This is a genomic window from Paenibacillus sp. J31R109, from assembly GCF_059692055.1.
The window spans coordinates 224,267-241,566 of the sequence record NZ_JCAUAR010000001.1 but is presented as its reverse complement, the minus strand read 5'-3'; the positions used below and the strand labels follow the sequence as shown (position 1 = coordinate 241,566).

14 protein-coding genes are annotated in these 17,300 nt (G+C 45.3%); 4 read left to right on the top strand and 10 right to left on the bottom strand.

The genetic code is table 11. From position 1 onward, the window contains the following. Positions 1-6: 6 nt before the first annotated feature. Positions 7-1,209 (bottom strand): LLM class flavin-dependent oxidoreductase, encoded by a 1,203-nt coding sequence (locus tag AC58QT_RS00925; protein WP_497407351.1) that lies wholly within the window; start codon positions 1,207-1,209, stop codon positions 7-9. 308 nt (positions 1,210-1,517) lie between these two features. On the opposite strand from AC58QT_RS00925, the gene AC58QT_RS00920 reads away from it, so the two are divergent. Continuing rightward, complete coding sequence (locus AC58QT_RS00920; protein WP_497408070.1) at positions 1,518-2,387, top strand: AraC family transcriptional regulator; 870 nt, start codon at positions 1,518-1,520, stop codon at positions 2,385-2,387. Between the two features lie 112 nt (positions 2,388-2,499). Next, the gene (locus AC58QT_RS00915) at positions 2,500-2,694 is read left to right on the top strand and encodes a hypothetical protein (protein WP_497407350.1); all 195 of its coding nucleotides are present in this window, start codon (positions 2,500-2,502) and stop codon (positions 2,692-2,694) included. Positions 2,695-3,173: 479 nt separating this feature from the next. On the opposite strand, the gene AC58QT_RS00910 is transcribed toward AC58QT_RS00915, so the two are convergent. After that, on the bottom strand, positions 3,174-4,676 hold the full coding sequence (locus AC58QT_RS00910) for an L-fucose/L-arabinose isomerase family protein (RefSeq protein ID WP_497407349.1): 1,503 nt from the start codon (positions 4,674-4,676) through the stop codon (positions 3,174-3,176). 128 nt (positions 4,677-4,804) lie between these two features. On the opposite strand from AC58QT_RS00910, the gene AC58QT_RS00905 reads away from it, so the two are divergent. Continuing rightward, positions 4,805-5,671 carry an AraC family transcriptional regulator gene (locus AC58QT_RS00905; RefSeq protein WP_497407348.1) on the top strand — a complete coding sequence of 289 codons (867 nt, stop codon included), beginning with the start codon at positions 4,805-4,807 and terminating at the stop codon, positions 5,669-5,671. A 9-nt stretch (positions 5,672-5,680) separates the two neighbouring features. Here AC58QT_RS00905 and AC58QT_RS00900 read toward each other — a convergent pair whose 3' ends face one another. The 7 genes from AC58QT_RS00900 to AC58QT_RS00870 all read right to left on the bottom strand — a co-directional run bounded on the left by AC58QT_RS00900 (position 5,681) and on the right by AC58QT_RS00870 (position 14,332). Further along, the gene (locus AC58QT_RS00900; protein WP_497407347.1) at positions 5,681-7,498 is read right to left on the bottom strand and encodes a sensor histidine kinase; all 1,818 of its coding nucleotides are present in this window, start codon (positions 7,496-7,498) and stop codon (positions 5,681-5,683) included. A gap of 110 nt (positions 7,499-7,608) precedes the next feature. Beyond that, on the bottom strand, positions 7,609-8,490 hold the full coding sequence (locus AC58QT_RS00895; protein ID WP_497407346.1) for a carbohydrate ABC transporter permease: 882 nt from the start codon (positions 8,488-8,490) through the stop codon (positions 7,609-7,611). Further along, complete coding sequence (locus AC58QT_RS00890) at positions 8,487-9,401, bottom strand: carbohydrate ABC transporter permease (protein WP_497407345.1); 915 nt, start codon at positions 9,399-9,401, stop codon at positions 8,487-8,489. The genes AC58QT_RS00895 and AC58QT_RS00890 overlap by 4 nt, the downstream gene beginning before the upstream one ends. Before the next feature lie 84 nt (positions 9,402-9,485). Beyond that, positions 9,486-10,913: an ABC transporter substrate-binding protein gene (locus tag AC58QT_RS00885; protein WP_497287869.1), complete on the bottom strand. Its 1,428-nt coding sequence runs from the start codon at positions 10,911-10,913 to the stop codon at positions 9,486-9,488. Between the two features lie 107 nt (positions 10,914-11,020). Then, a complete protein-coding gene (locus AC58QT_RS00880) occupies positions 11,021-12,343 on the bottom strand; it encodes a response regulator (protein ID WP_497407344.1) in 1,323 nt (440 codons plus the stop codon). 703 nt (positions 12,344-13,046) lie between these two features. Continuing rightward, positions 13,047-13,724, bottom strand: a complete 678-nt coding sequence (locus tag AC58QT_RS00875; RefSeq protein ID WP_497407343.1) for a hypothetical protein — start codon at positions 13,722-13,724, stop codon at positions 13,047-13,049. A gap of 152 nt (positions 13,725-13,876) precedes the next feature. Continuing rightward, positions 13,877-14,332 carry a cupin domain-containing protein gene (locus tag AC58QT_RS00870; RefSeq protein ID WP_497407342.1) on the bottom strand — a complete coding sequence of 152 codons (456 nt, stop codon included), beginning with the start codon at positions 14,330-14,332 and terminating at the stop codon, positions 13,877-13,879. 155 nt (positions 14,333-14,487) lie between these two features. Between AC58QT_RS00870 and AC58QT_RS00865 the strand changes: the two genes are divergently transcribed. Next, positions 14,488-15,438: a hypothetical protein gene (locus AC58QT_RS00865; protein ID WP_497407341.1), complete on the top strand. Its 951-nt coding sequence runs from the start codon at positions 14,488-14,490 to the stop codon at positions 15,436-15,438. A 61-nt stretch (positions 15,439-15,499) separates the two neighbouring features. On the opposite strand, the gene AC58QT_RS00860 is transcribed toward AC58QT_RS00865, so the two are convergent. After that, the gene (locus AC58QT_RS00860; RefSeq protein ID WP_497407340.1) at positions 15,500-17,290 is read right to left on the bottom strand and encodes an L-fucose isomerase; all 1,791 of its coding nucleotides are present in this window, start codon (positions 17,288-17,290) and stop codon (positions 15,500-15,502) included. Positions 17,291-17,300 lie beyond the last annotated feature (10 nt).

The window sequence follows — 17,300 nt, the reverse complement described above, 5'->3', positions numbered from 1 at the left end:
GAAAATTTAGAAATTAGTGGTAGTTTGCACTTCTTGTAAGTCAAGCTTTTGCTGCCATTTCGCTCTGAAAAGAGGTAGTGCCGCTTGGCCGAAGTTCTCTGCTTCTTCCAGATGGGGGTAACCCGACAAAATGAAAGATGAAATGCCTAACTCGGCATATTCGATCAAACGATCTGAAACTTGATCAGCTGTACCGACAATTAGAATAGCTCCACCTGAGCGAACAAGGGATAATCCTGTCCACAAATTCGGACCTACAACAAATTGTTTATTCTTGGACTGCTCGCGAAGATCATTCTGACGCTGCTGATTGGTAGCATCCGTTTTGGCAAACGCCCGCTGCGCCTGCTCAATCGCTTCTGGGGAAACTTTTGAAATGCTCTCCCATGCCGCTGCCCAAGCTTCTTCTTCGGTATCTCGAATTAGCACTTGAGCCCGTAAACCGTAACGCAGCGGCCGGTCAATCCCTGTTTCTTCGCGGTACTCGCCGCGGATTGTTTCGATTTCGACCATTTGCTCACGAATCCAATCATGAGGTTCGCCCCACATGAGATACGTGTCCGCACATTCGACAGCCAAACGTTTCGCAACAGGGGAACTTCCGCCAAGATAAAAGGGTGGATGTGGTTTCTGAACTGTCAGTGGCGAGCTTACCGGTCGATTGAATTGATAGTACTTTCCTTGATAGAGCTTCTGCTCTTTAGCTGACTCAGCAACTTGCGCCTTGTCAGTAAATTCGGACGCCGATAACACATCGGTCTCTGTCCATGCCTGCTGCATAACCTCGACATACTCTCTTGCTCGCTCATATCGCGCATCATGCGCATGTGCCAGCGGATCCCCTAGCTCTTCTAAATCCTGCACGGAGCTGCCGGTTACGACGTTGATCATCGCGCGGCCTCCGGATAACACATCCAATGCTGCCCCCATTCGGGCTGCTAATACGGGAGCTACGAGGCCTGGTCGAACCGCAACTAGCGGACGTAAGGTTGTCGTATGACTCATGATGGCAGATCCTACGACCCAGGCATCCAAGCAGGCACCTCCGGTAGGTATGAGAACAAATTCAAACCCTGCACGCTCCGCTGTTTGTGCCACTTGCACCAGATACGGTAAAGTCGCCTCTCTCTCTGGCGCAACCCCTACATACTTGCCATCTCCAGAGGTTGGTAGAAACCAACCAAATTCTATTTCATTATGTTGTGTCATCTCAGGCTCTCCTGTCGACTTGATGTGTTTGTGCCATTGCTTGGCTTGTTTACATGTACGCTTATTTATGTGCAATGAGCGCTCATTGCTTTCTCCAGTTATCCGGTAGATAGGATCTATATCCAACAAAATAGGTAGGAATAGAATGTATTAGTATCATATCAGCGGTTACTGCCTAGGGTCAATGTCATTTCGTGTTATTTTTCATTTGTCATTTTGTGGGTGATACAAGGAATAAATAATTGTTATTATCCCTATTCCGCATTATGATGAAGAAAAAAGGATGTGAAAATGAGTTGTTCCGTTTGATGAAAGATATGCGTGAAGACCATCACGAATTCTTGGAAATTCATTATTTCACTCCTTCCGACTTCGAGAAATCAGGAAATGTGTGGCCTATTCGACTTGGTGCAAATATGGCTAAGACGAATTATCATATCGGCCCACGAACAACTCCCTATTATTATTTGATATTTGTGCTTGAGGGCACGGGGACGTTCACGCAAAATAATGTCACCTATCGTTTAGGCAAAAATGATGTGTTTTGTCTTTTACCAGGCGTAACTCATGAATATTTCACGGAAGAAGATCATCTGCTTCAAAAGATATTCGTTGCATTTGACGGTAAACAAGCACTTCAACTCCTAGAGCGCATAGGGCTTGGCCCACAAACACCTTATCGAAACAATGTACTTACGGAAGAAACGAAAAAGCTAATGTGGGATTTTATGAATCTTGTTCGTGAAGGCGATCGTCACGTCAGTGATTTGCTACGTTTAATGCACTTATTTCGCATATTCGATGCGGTTTGCGCAACGTTTAAGCCCGCTTCAGTTTATGATCAGCGAATGCTCTCATGGCTTCAGCAAGGTCTAGATTACATTCAAATTCATTATGCGGAAGGCATTACCGTGGAGAGCGTCTCGACCTATGTCGGTGTGGAACGAACTCATTTTACGAAGCAGTTCAGCAAAGCTTTTGGCGTTCCTCCCATGCAGTACATTCAGGATTTGAAAATGAAGGAAGCCAAGCATCTCTTGACGCAAACCGGATATACACTGACGGAAATTGCTAATTCGGTAGGTTATCCTGATTTATTTAGCTTTTCGAAAGCATTCAAAAAACAGCTCGGCCTTGCACCAACCCTTTATCGCATCAATCACAAGAGTACGACATAAAAATTTATTATTAATAGTCACAAAATGACAGAATCTCTTATTTTACACCTCTACCAAACTTATCCATTTGATGTTATTTTATTATATACATCCTAGTGAGGGAGAGATTGCTATGAAAACCATTTACGAGAATTATAGAGGATTCAAAATTAACAAAGATGACAGCACATATAACGCCATTCACGCGGATCGCATTATTTTTGCTCAGTCGCCGCTTAGTCAAATTCTTGATTCGATCGATCATTATATCGATTTGCAGGAAACGACTGATTCATCCGAAGATCTGACCTCTTTTCCGCAAAATTAACTTTTGACGCGTTTCCACGCATGTGGATATACGAACAAATTGGACTTATTACGGCAACAATAACGCTAGCACTCCTCTAGTTTGACAAGGCATGCTAGATGTTACCGCTATGGCGATAAGAACGCGGATGCAAAAAACGCAACTGTCCTATTGGGACGGTTGCGTTTTTTGTTTGGTGTGGGAGTTAGTCGGTTTCGCTGACTAACTTCACTCTCTCGGCCTCTGTTGGGTGGGAGTTAGTCGGTTTTCTCGACTAACTTCACTTTCTTTGCTCTGTTGGGTGGGAGTTAGTCGGTTTTATCGACTAACTCCACTCTCTTGGCTACTGTTGGGTGGGAGTTAGTCGGTTTTCTCGACTAACTTCACTCTCTTTGCTCTGTTGGGTGGGAGTTAGTCGGTTTTCTCGACTAACTTCACTTTCTCGGCCACTGTTGTCTAAGAGTTGGTCGGTTTCACCGACTAACTACCAACCGTAGCAGCTACAGAATCACATGCTTCAGCTTCATCAGCTCTGCGACCTTTTGAAATTGGGACGCATTGTGCCCAATTGACAAAGCACAGTGATGCGTCGGCGCTTCCGCAAACCAACGTGACATGTACGAATCTGGGTGCTCACGGAACTTCACCGGGGTCTGCGTGTTGCCGATTTTCATAATCGGCCCGTTCGTGGATTCGCCTTCGCTGGATATCAGCTTCAGCTTGCCATCGCCGGTCTGCGTCACGTTCAGCGTCGTGATCGCGCCCGTCTTCACTTTCGCTTCGACGGACACGCCCGTGCCCTGCTTGCCGTGATATAGCCCCATGCCGCGCAGTATCGGCTTTCCTTCGGAAATCGCGATGTGGAACGGCCCGTCATGGCCAAGCAAAATCGTATCGTCGATATAATCCACGACGACGATTTCCGAGAAGGAGCCGCCGATGCCTAGAATATCGCTGATTTTCATCGCGACAGCCGTCTTCAGGTCTCCTTCGCCGGAGCAAGGGATGCCACGCGCTGTTAGCAGCGAGTGCCCCACAATAAAGCCGCCTTGCAGCTTCTCGTATTCACCACCAGGCGCGCCGTGGTAATAGTACGACAAGGCGTCTAAATCATAGGCGCGCACCAGTTTCTCTTGCGCCGCAGCCACGCGACACGACCATTCCAACTGCTCTTCGGTTGGTTTTTTTGCAATCGGATCCGAAGGTGAGTCGCCGCTAATCTGGAACATCTCATGCAGTTCATCCAGCTTCTGCTTCACATCCTGAGCGGTCACTTCACGCAGCATACGGTCAAGATCACACATTTCAAGCACTTCCACATGAAGACCTGTTTGTGCGGAAAGCATCGTAAAATCACTATACATATCAAGCATCCCGCTATAGGTGTTACCTAAAAAACCAAAGCGGCTATGCTGTAATGCTCGCGGTACACCAGCCGCCCGAACCCACCCTTCAATTTCCTTCCACGCACGAAGCGCTTCACTACGTTCATGCGTCACTTCATCGGTTAGCGAGATCGCTGGCGTATAAACCAGTCCCAGCAAGCCATTCACAACCCGGAATGGGATGCCCGCTCGGTTGAACACATTGGCAAACTCAGGTACAGGGCATGCGCCACAATGTGCTAACCATTCACCAGTTGTCGATTGTTCATAATTCAGTCTCGCTGTTGGCTGCAAGTTGAGAAAAACGACAGGCGCTTGACAAATTTGGTGGACCGGCAACACGGTTGAGCTCGTAGAATAGGTTGCTGCATGGCAAAATACAAGATCTACCTGACGCTCATTCAGCCATTCCCCTGCCTTCCGTCCTTCCCCTTCCGTATCGACAAGACCATAGTAATACACATCTGCCCAGTCGGACATTCGGTTCTCTATGAATCGCCCGTACTCTTCTAATCGCTCTTTTAAGCCCGGGAACTGCTCCCAATACGCACGAAGTCCAACGGAGTACAAGCCAATTCGCGGCTTGGGGCTTGCTTTTATCAAAGGATAAATTGACATATATGCATCTCCATTCACTTATAAATAATAACTTTATATAACTATTGTAATGGCTTACAATATAGATAACATCCAAGGATCTTGTTATAAAATAATAGAATCTTGCTATTCAAGAAAGGTACGCCTTGATGAAAGAAAATTACACAACCGCATGGTCGGACGACTCGATTCGATTCATTGCCAGCCCCTCCTCATTTGCGAAGACGAACCTTTTTTACATTCAAGAAATCGGACATTTCCATACACTGCCTGGCTATTTCACAGAACGAGAAGGGCTGGATTCCTATCTAATCGCCTACATTCTAAAAGGCACTGGTGAATTAACTTTTCAAAATAAAAGCTATCCTTTAGGCACTAATCAGTTATTTTTCATCCATTGTGATCACTATCATCACTACGCCGCCAATCCACAGGAGCCACTCGAGCTGCTTTGGGTCCATCTGCACGGCAGCTCTACAGCTGCCTATTATGAGCAGTATGCTGCCGCACATGAGCCCGTTCTGCAATTATCCAACGATTCACCGATATCATCCTTGATACGTCAGTCACTACAAATCCAACAACAAAGAAGCGCTGCAACGGAACTTCTTACTTCCAAGCTGCTCGTTGAGCTGCTAACTGAGATTGTCCTTTCCGCGCAACAAATAAGCCTGTCCAAATCAGACAAGCCTGATTACATCGATGCGATATGCCAAACACTCCAGTTCAGATTCATAGAGTCTATTTCCCTAGACGAGCTAGCACAGGAATACGCTGTCAGCAAGTATCATATGGCCAAACGGTTTAAGCAGTATACCGGCTTCTCGCCGCATGAATACCTGATCGGCATCCGTATGACGCATGCGAAGGAGCTATTGAAATATTCCGACATCCCTGTCTCCGCAATTGCAGCCGCAGTGGGCATCGACAACGTCAGCCACTTCATTAATCTGTTCAAAGATCGCACTGGCGACACGCCGTTGGTCTATCGCAAGAAATGGCAGCGCCCCCGTTAAGGGGGCTACCTACTTCCAATCCGTCTCATCACTCACAGCCGGAATCTCAATCCAAGCCCGCACACCCTGATCCTCCCGCGACGCATACTGCAGGCCAAAGCCTTCACCGAAATGCAGCTGGATCCGCTTTTGAACATTAATAATACCGAATCCTTTATTGCTTTCTTTCCCTTGCAAAATCGCATTCAGCATGGCAATATCCGCTGAACGATAGCCATTATCCTCAACATTGATCATAATTTTACCATTCGTATGCTTCACCTTGATCCAAAGTTCCCCGTCTTGGCTCATATTCTTGATACCATGAAGGATGGCATTTTCAATAATCGGCTGCAAAATTACCTTCGGCATAAGGAAGCGTTTGGCTTCTTCATCAATTTCCCAATGCGCTTTGAACGCATACTCATAACGGAATAGTTGGAGCCGTATATAAGCTTCCGCGTGATTGATTTCTTCCATCACAGGGATGAGCAGCTTGCCTTTACTCAACCCTATTCGCATGATGAGAGACAAATCCTTAATCATTTCGGCTGATTCGGCCGCTCCTTCCATTAACGTATGCCAATAAACCGACTCCAACGTGTTATATAGGAGATGTGGATTAATTTGTGTATGCAATATCGACAATTCAACTTCTTTATGCTTCAGTTCTAGTTCATATTGGTCATAAATCGTCTGATTCAAACGATTCGTCATGCGAATGAAATGATTGCTAAGCAGCACGATCTCATTTTTACTCTCCGCATGCATGGCAATGGCCAGAGGTTTGCCGGGGTGATACGAATTCGTGATGCGCGCAAGTCGAGAGATCGGCTTCAAAATCGATTGAATAAAGTACATACTCGCCAAAATCAGTATCAAGAAATAAATCAACATAATCCAATCCACAAGTCGCTGGACCGAGATATGATCAATAATAATCGACTCCACGGGCACTCGCATGAGCAGCTTGGTAGCCGTAATCTCGCTCGTGTGAATGACCGACATCATCTCCACACCATTTTCTAATTGCTTATAAACCCCTTCCTCTTTCCCCTCGGGTATACCAATCTTCGAGCCGATGCCAAAAGCTTCCGTGTTCGTCGCCAATACGGTATTATCCGGGTCTAGCAATAGGATTTGCGCATCTTTATATTTATCAAACGGAACAAAATCCATTTGTAGCGGCGTCTCGATACCCGATACCACTAAGTAGCCAATCACGGTTTCACCGTTATAAATACTGTTTAATTGCCTCAAGTAGGCAACGGTTTGCGTGTTGTTCGGATTGTACCCGAATTTATCAATTACGCGAATAATTCCCTTTCCTTTCGCTTGACTGACCGCTTTATACCACGAAAGATCCGTCATATCCGTCGAGTAAAACACCCCGTTATTCAACAAGTCTGAATTGGGGACGAACGAATACAATTTATCCTTGTCTGAGAAAAACAACGAGTATCGCACAGCATTCATAGAGTAGTTGTTCAAATATTTATCTAACGCTTTGAAGATTTCAAAACGCTCATATTCCGAAGATGAGGGAACACTGACTAATTGTTGAATTTCTTGGGATATCATAATTTTTTCTGTTTTTTCTTCAAAATCGCTGCTTTCCCGATCCAATGTCAAATGGCTTCCTCGTACTAATTGAAGAAGGGCAGTCCCTACTTGCTCCTCTGTAATGGATTCCAGCTTCTTAGCGACAACCAAATCCAAGACGAGCGTTGGAATCACAACGAAGACGATCAACAGTAAAATTAGTTTTTTCATCAACTTCATATTTTGCAGCATTTTGCGCATAACGTGCCCATCATCCTTTCCAAAAGCTTTCCGCCAGGCTGACATGATCAGCCCCCTACATGCAGGCTATCAGTACGTTCGCTAAGCTTGAAGGATTCTCCTTTAAGCAACAAGAAAACGCCTTCAGAATTCGCATTCTGACGGGCGTTTTCCCCTCAACCTTTTACACTGGACACCGATAAACCCCGAATCATAAATTTCTGGAAAATCAGGAAGAAGAGCACCGGCGGCAGCATAGCCATAGTCAACACCGCGAAGCGCACACTCCATGGGATAACCGAATTCGAGTACACCACGTAACGATATATACCTGTGGCCAGTGGGTACATGCTTTTATCCGTCATCACAATGCTCGGCCAGTAGAAATCATTCCACGTCGTCGAGAACGACAGCATAAGCAACGTACCAATGATAGGCATAGATAGCGGAATTGCAATCCGAGTGAAGGATTTGAATTCACTTGCCCCGTCAATACGCGCAGCTTCCAGAACCTCTTTGTGAATGCCATCGAAGAAATTTTTGAGCAACAGCATGAAGTATGCATTAGCCGCCGCTGGCAACCAGAATGCCCAATAGGTGTTGATCATACCTAAGCTTTTCAAATTCAAAAAGTTAGGTACGATGTACGTTGCTGGTGGAATCAACAATGTGGAGAAAAAGAAAAGGGTTACCCATCGTTTGAACGGGACTTTCAAATGGGATAATGCATAGGCAGCTAACCCGATAAATAACAAGGAACACACGACATTTCCTATATAAATGAATATCGTATTTTTCAAAAACGTCAATAAAGGAAGGTCGAAGCTATTGAAAGCATCGTCGTAATTTTTCCAGATCCAATGCTTGGGGAAAAAGGTTGGTGGAAAGGTGAAAAACTCTTCCCGCGTTTTCAGTGAGCCAAAAAACGTATTCAAAAACGGATAAATGGTCGTAACCGCAATCCCGAGGATAAGTAGAACCATTAGCGTGTAGCCGAATTTGACGGAACCCTTTTTAAAATCATGCTGGGAAATTAATCCTCTTTCGCCTGGCTTCATGCTTTCTCACTCCTACGCTGCATGACGTTGTAAAGGATAGTCATTCCAATGAGTACAAAGAACATCAAGCTGCCCATAGCACTCGCTTTACCAAATTCGAGGTCGCGGAACGCCGTGTGGTTTAGCCATAGTAAGTACGTAAGCGTTGCGTTATTAGGTCCGCCGTCCGTCATCGATAATTGCGCTTGGAAGCCTTGAGAGGTTGTGATTAGCTGGAGCACGAGCAGGAGTCCCATGAGCGTCTTTATACTAGGCAAAATGATATAGCGAACCCGCTGCCACACACTAGCGCCATCGATCTCAGCGGCTTCATACAAATCTTTTGGTATTCCGACGATTGCCGCAATATAGATTAAAGTAGCCGCCCCGAAGCTTTGCCAGGTTTCTAGCACAACAATGGAAGCCATGGCTAATTTGGGACTGAAAAAGGAAACCTGATCAATCCCTATTTTTGCTAGCAGACTGTTGATAGGACCCACGGCATCAAAGAACCACATCCACATCCCGTATAAAACGATCGCAGGCACCGCACTTGGCAAATAGCTGATAATGCGGGCCGCCCCTTGAAACCGACGAAGTTCAGAAACCGCAATGGCCACCAGCGGCGGGATCCAGAAGCCAAGAATGATGCCTAAAACCATATAGATCAAGGTATTCTTAATTGAAATCCAAAGCAGATCATCCTTCAGAATACTCACATAATTTGCAAAGCCAGTAAAATGATTGCCATCTACGAAATCAACGTTGTAGAAGCTATAGAAAATTCCTTTAAAAATAGGCACCCAGAGAAAAATGATGAATAACACGACTTCCGGTAAAATAAACAGTGTACCCCATAAATACCAGTTCATTTTCTTCTTCGATACCCGATTTGTTGCTACGATAGGCTGTGAACTTAGCTCTGCATCCATCCTAAACACTCCTTATAGTGAGAAAACCTCTACCCGCAGCCACTCCAGATTAAGCGGCCGCAGGTAGAAGTAAGTTAGGCTTACCTATTCGACCTTCACTTTGTCAAACGTTTCCGTTTGCACTTTGGTCGCGGCTTCAGACAGTGCTTTTTTCAAATCCACATCTTTCGTCGTAAACACTTTTTGAATGACATTTGCCATTTCTGTGTAGTATTTTTGAGCTTCGTATTGAGCTTCTGGTTTGCCATCCCATAGAGCAAGCAATTGCGGATCGTATTTGAACACGTTATCATACTTCGTCAAGAGATCCGTATACTTTTTGCCGAAATCAGAGGAATCTTTCCAGTAGTTGATCGGTTGTGGAATATACACACGGTTTTTGCCTTTACGATCTTCGATTTCTTTCTTCGTGGAGTTCAAGAAATCGTCTGTGAAGTACTCATCTGTAATCCATTTGAATGCCATTTCTTGTTGATCTTTATCGCTCTTCGGATTGATAACACGGTAGTTTCCGCCAAGTACACCAGTGTGTTTTCCACCTTTTGTAAAGGAAGGCATTGGATACACAACGAGATCATCCTTGCTAATTCCGCCTTCATTAATCGCTGTATCAGCTGCGTTACCGCTGCCACACATAACCATCGCGCCACGACCTTGTGCAAATGCATTTAATGCATCGCCATAGCCAAGTGCCCAGTTCTGCGGGATCAAGTTCTCATCCTTCAGCTTTTTGTAAAATTCAAGCGCTTGCAAACCAGCTTCTGAATTGAATACGCCAACGACTTTGCCGTTTTCTAGCTTTTGAACATCGCCACCAGCGGCATAAAGGAAATTCGTCCAGTTCCATCCCGCTTCCGGTCCTTTACCCATTGGAATAAAGCCTGCAATCCCTTTCGCGGGATCATTGATTTTACGAGCGGCAACCAGCAGATCCTCCCACGTCCAATCCATTGGAGGAAGGTCTACACCTTTCTCTTTGAACAACTTTTTATTCAACGTAATTGTCATGACGTAACCATCGATCGGCACACCGTAGGTTTTGCCATTCACAACAAACGGCTTGGAAAGCAGATCATTCATATCCTTAGCATGCGCCCAAGTGCTCATGGAATCGGTAATATCTGCAACCCATTTCTTATCTACAAGCACTTTGCCTTCCGTAGCATACGTTGTATACTCGGTTGGCGCACTGTTCGAAGCCATTTTGATTCCAATCTCGAGCGGATTGTACTGCCAGTCGTCTTTTTTGAAATCAGCATTAGGGAATTTCGTTTTAAATCGCGCAATACGTTGATCTAACTGATCATTTTTTTCCTTTTGGTCGGCTTTAAAGCTTTGAGCTGTAATTGTCACTTTCTTAGGAGCAGGCGTGGCTGTAGCAGCTGCTGGTGTGGATTCTTTCGCCGCTGGAGCAGGTGTCGCTGTGCTCGTTGTTCCATTGCTTGAACTACATCCCGCTATCAAAACCGTTAACGCAATCGCACTCATTGTAGACGCTTTCTTAACTTTCATGTTTGGTTCCCCTTTCGAATCGCTTCTCACTTGGTTGCTACATTTTTGATTATAAAGGGAGATTCTACCATGAGCGATGTGTCGTATTACGCTAAGTATGTCGTATGTTACGTATGGGATTGTTTCAATTCAGAGATATTAATCCCGAAATGCTTTTTGAATATTTTGCTAAAATGCTCCGGTGATTCATAACCGATTTCTTCCGAAATCTCATAGCGTCGTTTATCCGTCGTGAGAATAAGACGCTTCCCTTCTTCCATCCTCAGCTTCGTAACATAGTCCCAGATGTTCGTCCCCATCACCTTTTTGAACAAATAACTCAAATAATTCGGGCTCAAATGTACCGCATCTGCGATATCCTGCAGCTTCAACCCTTTATCACAAAAATGACCCTCTATATACACTTTCGTCTCATACACGATCCGGTTATTCGCCTCATCTACCCCTACTATGGTTAAGTCGGGATTGGGATTGATGCTGTCTTTATCCTCAATATAGAACATGTAGTGCCCCTTATTGGTTTCACAGCAAGTTAAACTCTCGAGCGCTTCCTTGTACATCACCGGCCACTGCGTAATGCCTTCACGGATACGACTGATGCCAATCTGACTCTTCACATTCAAATATTTCAGCAGATTCGTATGAATCATCTGGGCCACCATCAACAGCTGGTTCACGCGCATCGAGCCCCTGCTCTCCTCTTCTGTAATTTGCAGCAGCAAGGTGAAGATGGAGTTGTGATTATTGAAAACAAGATGGCTCCACTGACTCGCGGTTTCCTCCATAATGTTCAAAGCTGCGTATTTTAGCAAATTGCGATCCTTCAACGTGGAAATTTCCTGATCATGAATACCACCGCGTTCTAAGGATAATTTGACGGTCAGCATGCTAAAATATGTGCCATTCATTCGATGATCTAGTGTCTCTCTTATTGCAGGGACCTCTGACTCATGGATCGTTCCTGTCATCAATTCATTTAAAAAGTAATTCGTCTCATGCGTCATGTGGCCAGGCAGAGTACGTGAGCCTTCCCAGTTTGCGAAGCGTTGACCCTTCTCTTCCTTTTCCTTCAACAGCTTGGTCACAACCGAAATGAGATGCGGCGGCGTTATCGGCTTAACTAGATACTCCTTCGCTCCAAAACGGATCGCTTTCTGAGCATACTCAAACTCACCATGCGCTGACAAAATGACGATCGGAATCGATGGATCCTCCAAGAATATGTTTTCAATCAATTCAATGCCATTCATCTTCTCCATCTGTATGTCTGTAAACACCAAGTCAATTTTCTCCAAATGTATAAAATCAAGCGCCTCAAACCCGTTATACGCGATGAAGACCTCGTTAATGTCCAATTTAGACTGCTTCAAAATCGTCGCAACACCTTTGCAAATCATCGGTTCATCGTCAACAACTAAAATATTAACCATACTGCCACCTCATTCGTTTACTTGCCACAATTCCATTTTATTGTACAACAATCGATGTGAATAGGTGTTATATTACGCTTATCGTGTGGGATGTGTGGATGATGCTGTGGGGTGGGGGTAAGTCGATTTTATCGAGTTAGGGGGCTGCTTTTGGCGGGCCAGGCATCTGTAACTCGAATTTTTCGAGTTACGGGGTTGCTTCCGCCGGGACAGACATCTGTAACTCGAATTTTTCGAGTTACGGGGCTGCTTTCGCCGTGATAGGCATCTGTAACTCGAATTTTTCGAGTTACGGGGCGGCTTCAGCCGAGCCAAACATCCGTAACTCGAATTTTTCGAGTTACGGGGCTGCTTTCGGCGCGCCTGACACGTGTAACTCGAATTTTTCGAGTTACGGAGCTGCTTTCGCCGGGACAGACATCTGTAACTCGAATTTTTCGAGTTACGGGGCTGCTTTCGGCCGAGCCAGACATCTGTAACTCGAATTTTTCGAGTTACGGGGCTGTTTTCGCCGGGACAGACATCTGTAACTCGAATTTTTTCGAGTTACGGAGCTGCTTTCGCCGGGACAGGCATCTGTAACTCGAATTTTTCGAGTTACGGGGCTGTTTTGGCCGGAAACGACATCCGTAACTCGAATTTTTCGAGTTACGGCGTTTCTTTCGCCTCAGTAGCCACGTATAACTCGTTTTTGCTACTCCCACTACTTGACACGATACAACAAGGCAACCGCTTTCTCAGTAATCATAAATTTATGACTTCTAATCGATCCCCGACCGATTGGATTAACCAAGCCTTTTGCTTCCATGTCTCGCAATACTTTGCGGCAAGTCTCACTTGAAAGTTGAAGCCACGTGCATACGTCCGTCAAACGAAAAGGCTTATTACCTAGCAACGCGAACCTCAAAACTTCCCGCTCATAAACAGGCAGTTGAATCAACCCGATACCTTCCACGTTCCCCATTCGACCAATTAATTCATATAGATTTCTTTGGCAAAAAGTCGGCTTTTTCTCTAGTTCATCCCGGCTATACGGAAAGTAAGTGTAACCGAGTATCGCAACTGAACGCGCACGTGCACGCTCGAATGAGAAACGGTCCCGCGAGATTTTTTCAGCATGAGTGACAAAGCTGTCCTCTTCGAATACAGTCCGTATTTGAGGGTGACCTACATCCCCGTAAATCTTCATTCCTGACAAGCTCATCATTTCAAATTCAAGCACCAAACCATCTAAAGTCCCCAAGACAGGCAGAAGCAGTTCTTCCAAAAGTTTCTTCGTACCTGTCAGGTCCCTTTGCAGCATCTCTAACCTTTGACCACTTGCATGCCTAACTTGTTCTTCCCAAAAGCTTGCGTACTGCTTTTCGAACGATCTAACCATCGAATCATCTCCTAAAAAAATAAAACGCCGCCAGCCCCAATAAGGAGCTAACGGCGTGTGCTTCACGCTTAAAATTAATGTTATCTTCACGATACCAAAATTGTGGGCACTTAGCAAAAGAAATTTGTCTCTTATCTCTTATCTCTTGTCTCTTATCTCTTAATCAATCTAAAATCATCATAATGAAAGCCCGGAGCTACTACACAAGAAACAAGAACAGGCTCATCACCTAATGGTCGCGCCATTTGCCATACATGAGCTGGAACAAGCGCTTGTGGATGCTGACCGTTCAGCACATCAGGACCTAGAATAATTTTCTGTGTCGCTTTTGGCTGCTCACTCGTTCCTCCTAATGTAAGCTCGATTGGGCTGCCAGAGTGCCATAACCATAACTCGTCAGACAAAACGGTGTGCCATTCTGAAAATTCATCGGGATGAAGCAAAAAATAAATCGATGTTGCCGCGTACCGCGAGCCTGAGTAAGCTTCATGCAGCACTTCTTTTGGAATTTCAAAGGAAGCCTTCCAAAGCTCTTTGTACCATCCGCCTTCAGGGTGCGGTTTTAAATCCAAAGTTTGAACAAGTGGTGAAAGTTGTTGGGTAAGCATATGATTTCTCCTATTTCTCTCTAAACTAACAAGGTATGAATTATACCATAGAGAAGTCACATTTTGAATGAAAAAAAATTCCCGAAACCCCCTGGCTTAAACCACGTATTGAAAAAGTATTATATCTAACAAATGCTGGGAAACGAGGGATGAAGATGTCAAACAACACGAACCTTCAATTACGTGAAGCGAAAGATCGGATGTTTCATCTGCACAAAGCAGAACGCAAAAGAACTGATCTTCTGACAAGAGTATATGAGCAAGAACGTCTCATTTTACGATTAGAATTACAGCTTGAGTCTGAGCAAAAGGATGTCGAGCAATTAACGCGATTATCACTTGCGAATCTATTCCACACCATTCTTCGTAGTAAGTCCGAACAACTCGAATTAGAGCGACAAGAAGCCCTAGCGGCAGCGCTCCAATTGGAAGCTGCGAAGCAGGAGCTTCAGGATGCGCAGCAAGCATTAATCCAAATAGGCGATGACCTCGCCAACTACCAACGCGCAGAAGACGATTACAAGCGACTAATGGCCGCAAAAGAATCCACCCTTTTAAACACACCTTCATTATCAAGAGAATTAGAAATAATGGATGATGGAATCGATGATCAAAAGCTGTTGGTAAAGGAACTTCAAGAAGCGTTGACAGCTGGAAAACTTGTACTCGCTTCCTTATCAGATGCTTCCAACAGCTTGGAGAAAGCAGAAAATTGGGGGAAATGGGATCTATGGGGCGGCGGCGGCATGATAAGTACCCATGCCAAACATAGCCATGTGGATGATGCCAAACGGTTCATTCATCAAGCGAATCACCAACTTCTGAATTTTCGTGATGAGCTAACTGACTTGAACCGTAGCTTTCACATTTCAATTGATATCAGTGACACGCTAAAAATGGCTGACTATTGGTTTGATGGACTCATTGCTGATTGGATCGTGCAAGGTCGTATCCAAAACTCGCAGAGCCAAACGCTTTCAAGCTTAAATAAAATTCGCCCCCTCGTTGCGCAGCTGCAAAAAGAGCATTCTTCCGCAGAGGCGACGCTTTCCGGTCTGATATCAAGACGAATCCAGTGGATCGAAGAATCTTACTTGGACAATTGAAAAAAAGAGCCATTCCCAACCAAAGTTGAGAGTGGCTCTTTCCCTATTTTCTCCATTTGTGCTACTTGTATAAAGGACCAAAGCTGCTACACGCTCTGAAATCTGCGCCTTCAGGATCGGAAGTCCCGAAGTTGCTCCAAACGCGAGGACGGAAAATCTGCTCTTTGGCAACGTTATGCATCGAGACAGGGATGCGAAGAATAGCAGCAAGCGTGATCAAATCTGCCCCAATATGGCCGTAGGAGATAGAACCGTGGTTAGATCCCCAGTTATCCATGACGGAGTACACATCAGTGAACGATCCTTCACCAGTCAAAATAGGTGCAAACCACGTTGTAGGCCATGTCGAATCTGTACGGTCGTCTAGTGTCTGATGCACATCTTCTGGAAGGTCGACGGAGTAACCCTCCGCCAACTGCAGCACAGGCCCTAACCCTTTAACCAAATTAATGCGTGACATCGTAACTGGCATTCCGCCTCGCGTTAAGAAATCTGTGGAATAGCCGCCCCCACGGAAATACTCAAGGGATGCTGGACGCCATGAAGTCGCCGCTAAGCAATCCGTTACTTCTTGATCAGAAATCTCCCAGAATGGCTTCATTGCAGGTTTACCATCGCGCGATTGTTGACCTGTGCCGTCCAATGCAGCAGGTCCTGAGTTAATTAAGTGCAGAATCCCATCTTTCGCAGCACCAGTAAGGGTATGCCCTGTTACTCGTTTTACCGCTTCTGGACTCCAATACGTTCGCACATCAGCAAAAATTTGAGCTGTATTCGTCAACAAGTTCCCGAACAACATCACGACGCCATTCAAACTATCATTTTCAGTCGCAACCAAGTAAGGAGCTCGCTTGCCATTCCAGTCAAAAGATGTGTTTAACATAGCTTCCATAAAGTCGCCATTCGGGAAGTGATCCGTCCAATGACGTTGGCCCTGAAAACCGGAAAGAATGGCATTATGCCCAAGTGCCTCTTCACCGAATTCGATATCTTCCAAGCGCGGATTGCCGACCATCAGGTCGCGTACGATCATCGTCATTTTGACAACGGTTTCCCAATCCTGATCTTTCTTCTCACGGGTCGTTTGAATCGCAATTGGATTCTTATCAGGGCCTTCCACGCAGTTCTCTTTCACCCAATTCAAAGCTAATTGATATTCTTCGGGATCAAAAATATCTTCCTCCATTCGGCGCACCAATTCGGACATATCGACATACTCGTTGCGCATGCCCAAATAGTTTTGGAACAGGTCCTCGTTCACGATCGAGCCGGCGATGCCCATGGAAACGGAACCGATAGCGAGGTACGATTTCCCTTTCATATACGCTGCAGCAAGCCCTGCCTTCGCAAATCGAATCAATTTCTCTTGAACATCTTGTGGAATCGTTGTCGAACCGGCATCCTGCACGTCTTTCCCATAAATTCCGAAAGCTGGTATGCCTTTTTGTGCATGACCAGATAAAACGGCTGCCAAATAAACCGCGCCTGGGCGCTCAGTTCCATTGAAACCCCAAATGGCTTTCGGTGTAGAAGGATCCATATCCATCGTTTCTGTTCCATAGCACCAGCAAGGTGTGACTGTGATAGAAACGCCTACGCCAGCTTTCGTGAACTTATCAGCACAAGCCGCAGCTTCAGCTACTCCGCCGATACACGTATCAGCAATGACACATTCGACAGGTTGACCATTTGGGTATTTCAAGGTTTCGCTTAATAAAGCCGCAACTCCCTTAGCCATATTCATCGTTAGCTCTTCAAGCGACTCACGAATACCTTTTCTTCTGCCATCAATCGTTGGGCGAATACCAATTTTCGGAAACTCTTGTTTCCATCTGAAATCACTATTTGTCATAACCAATCAT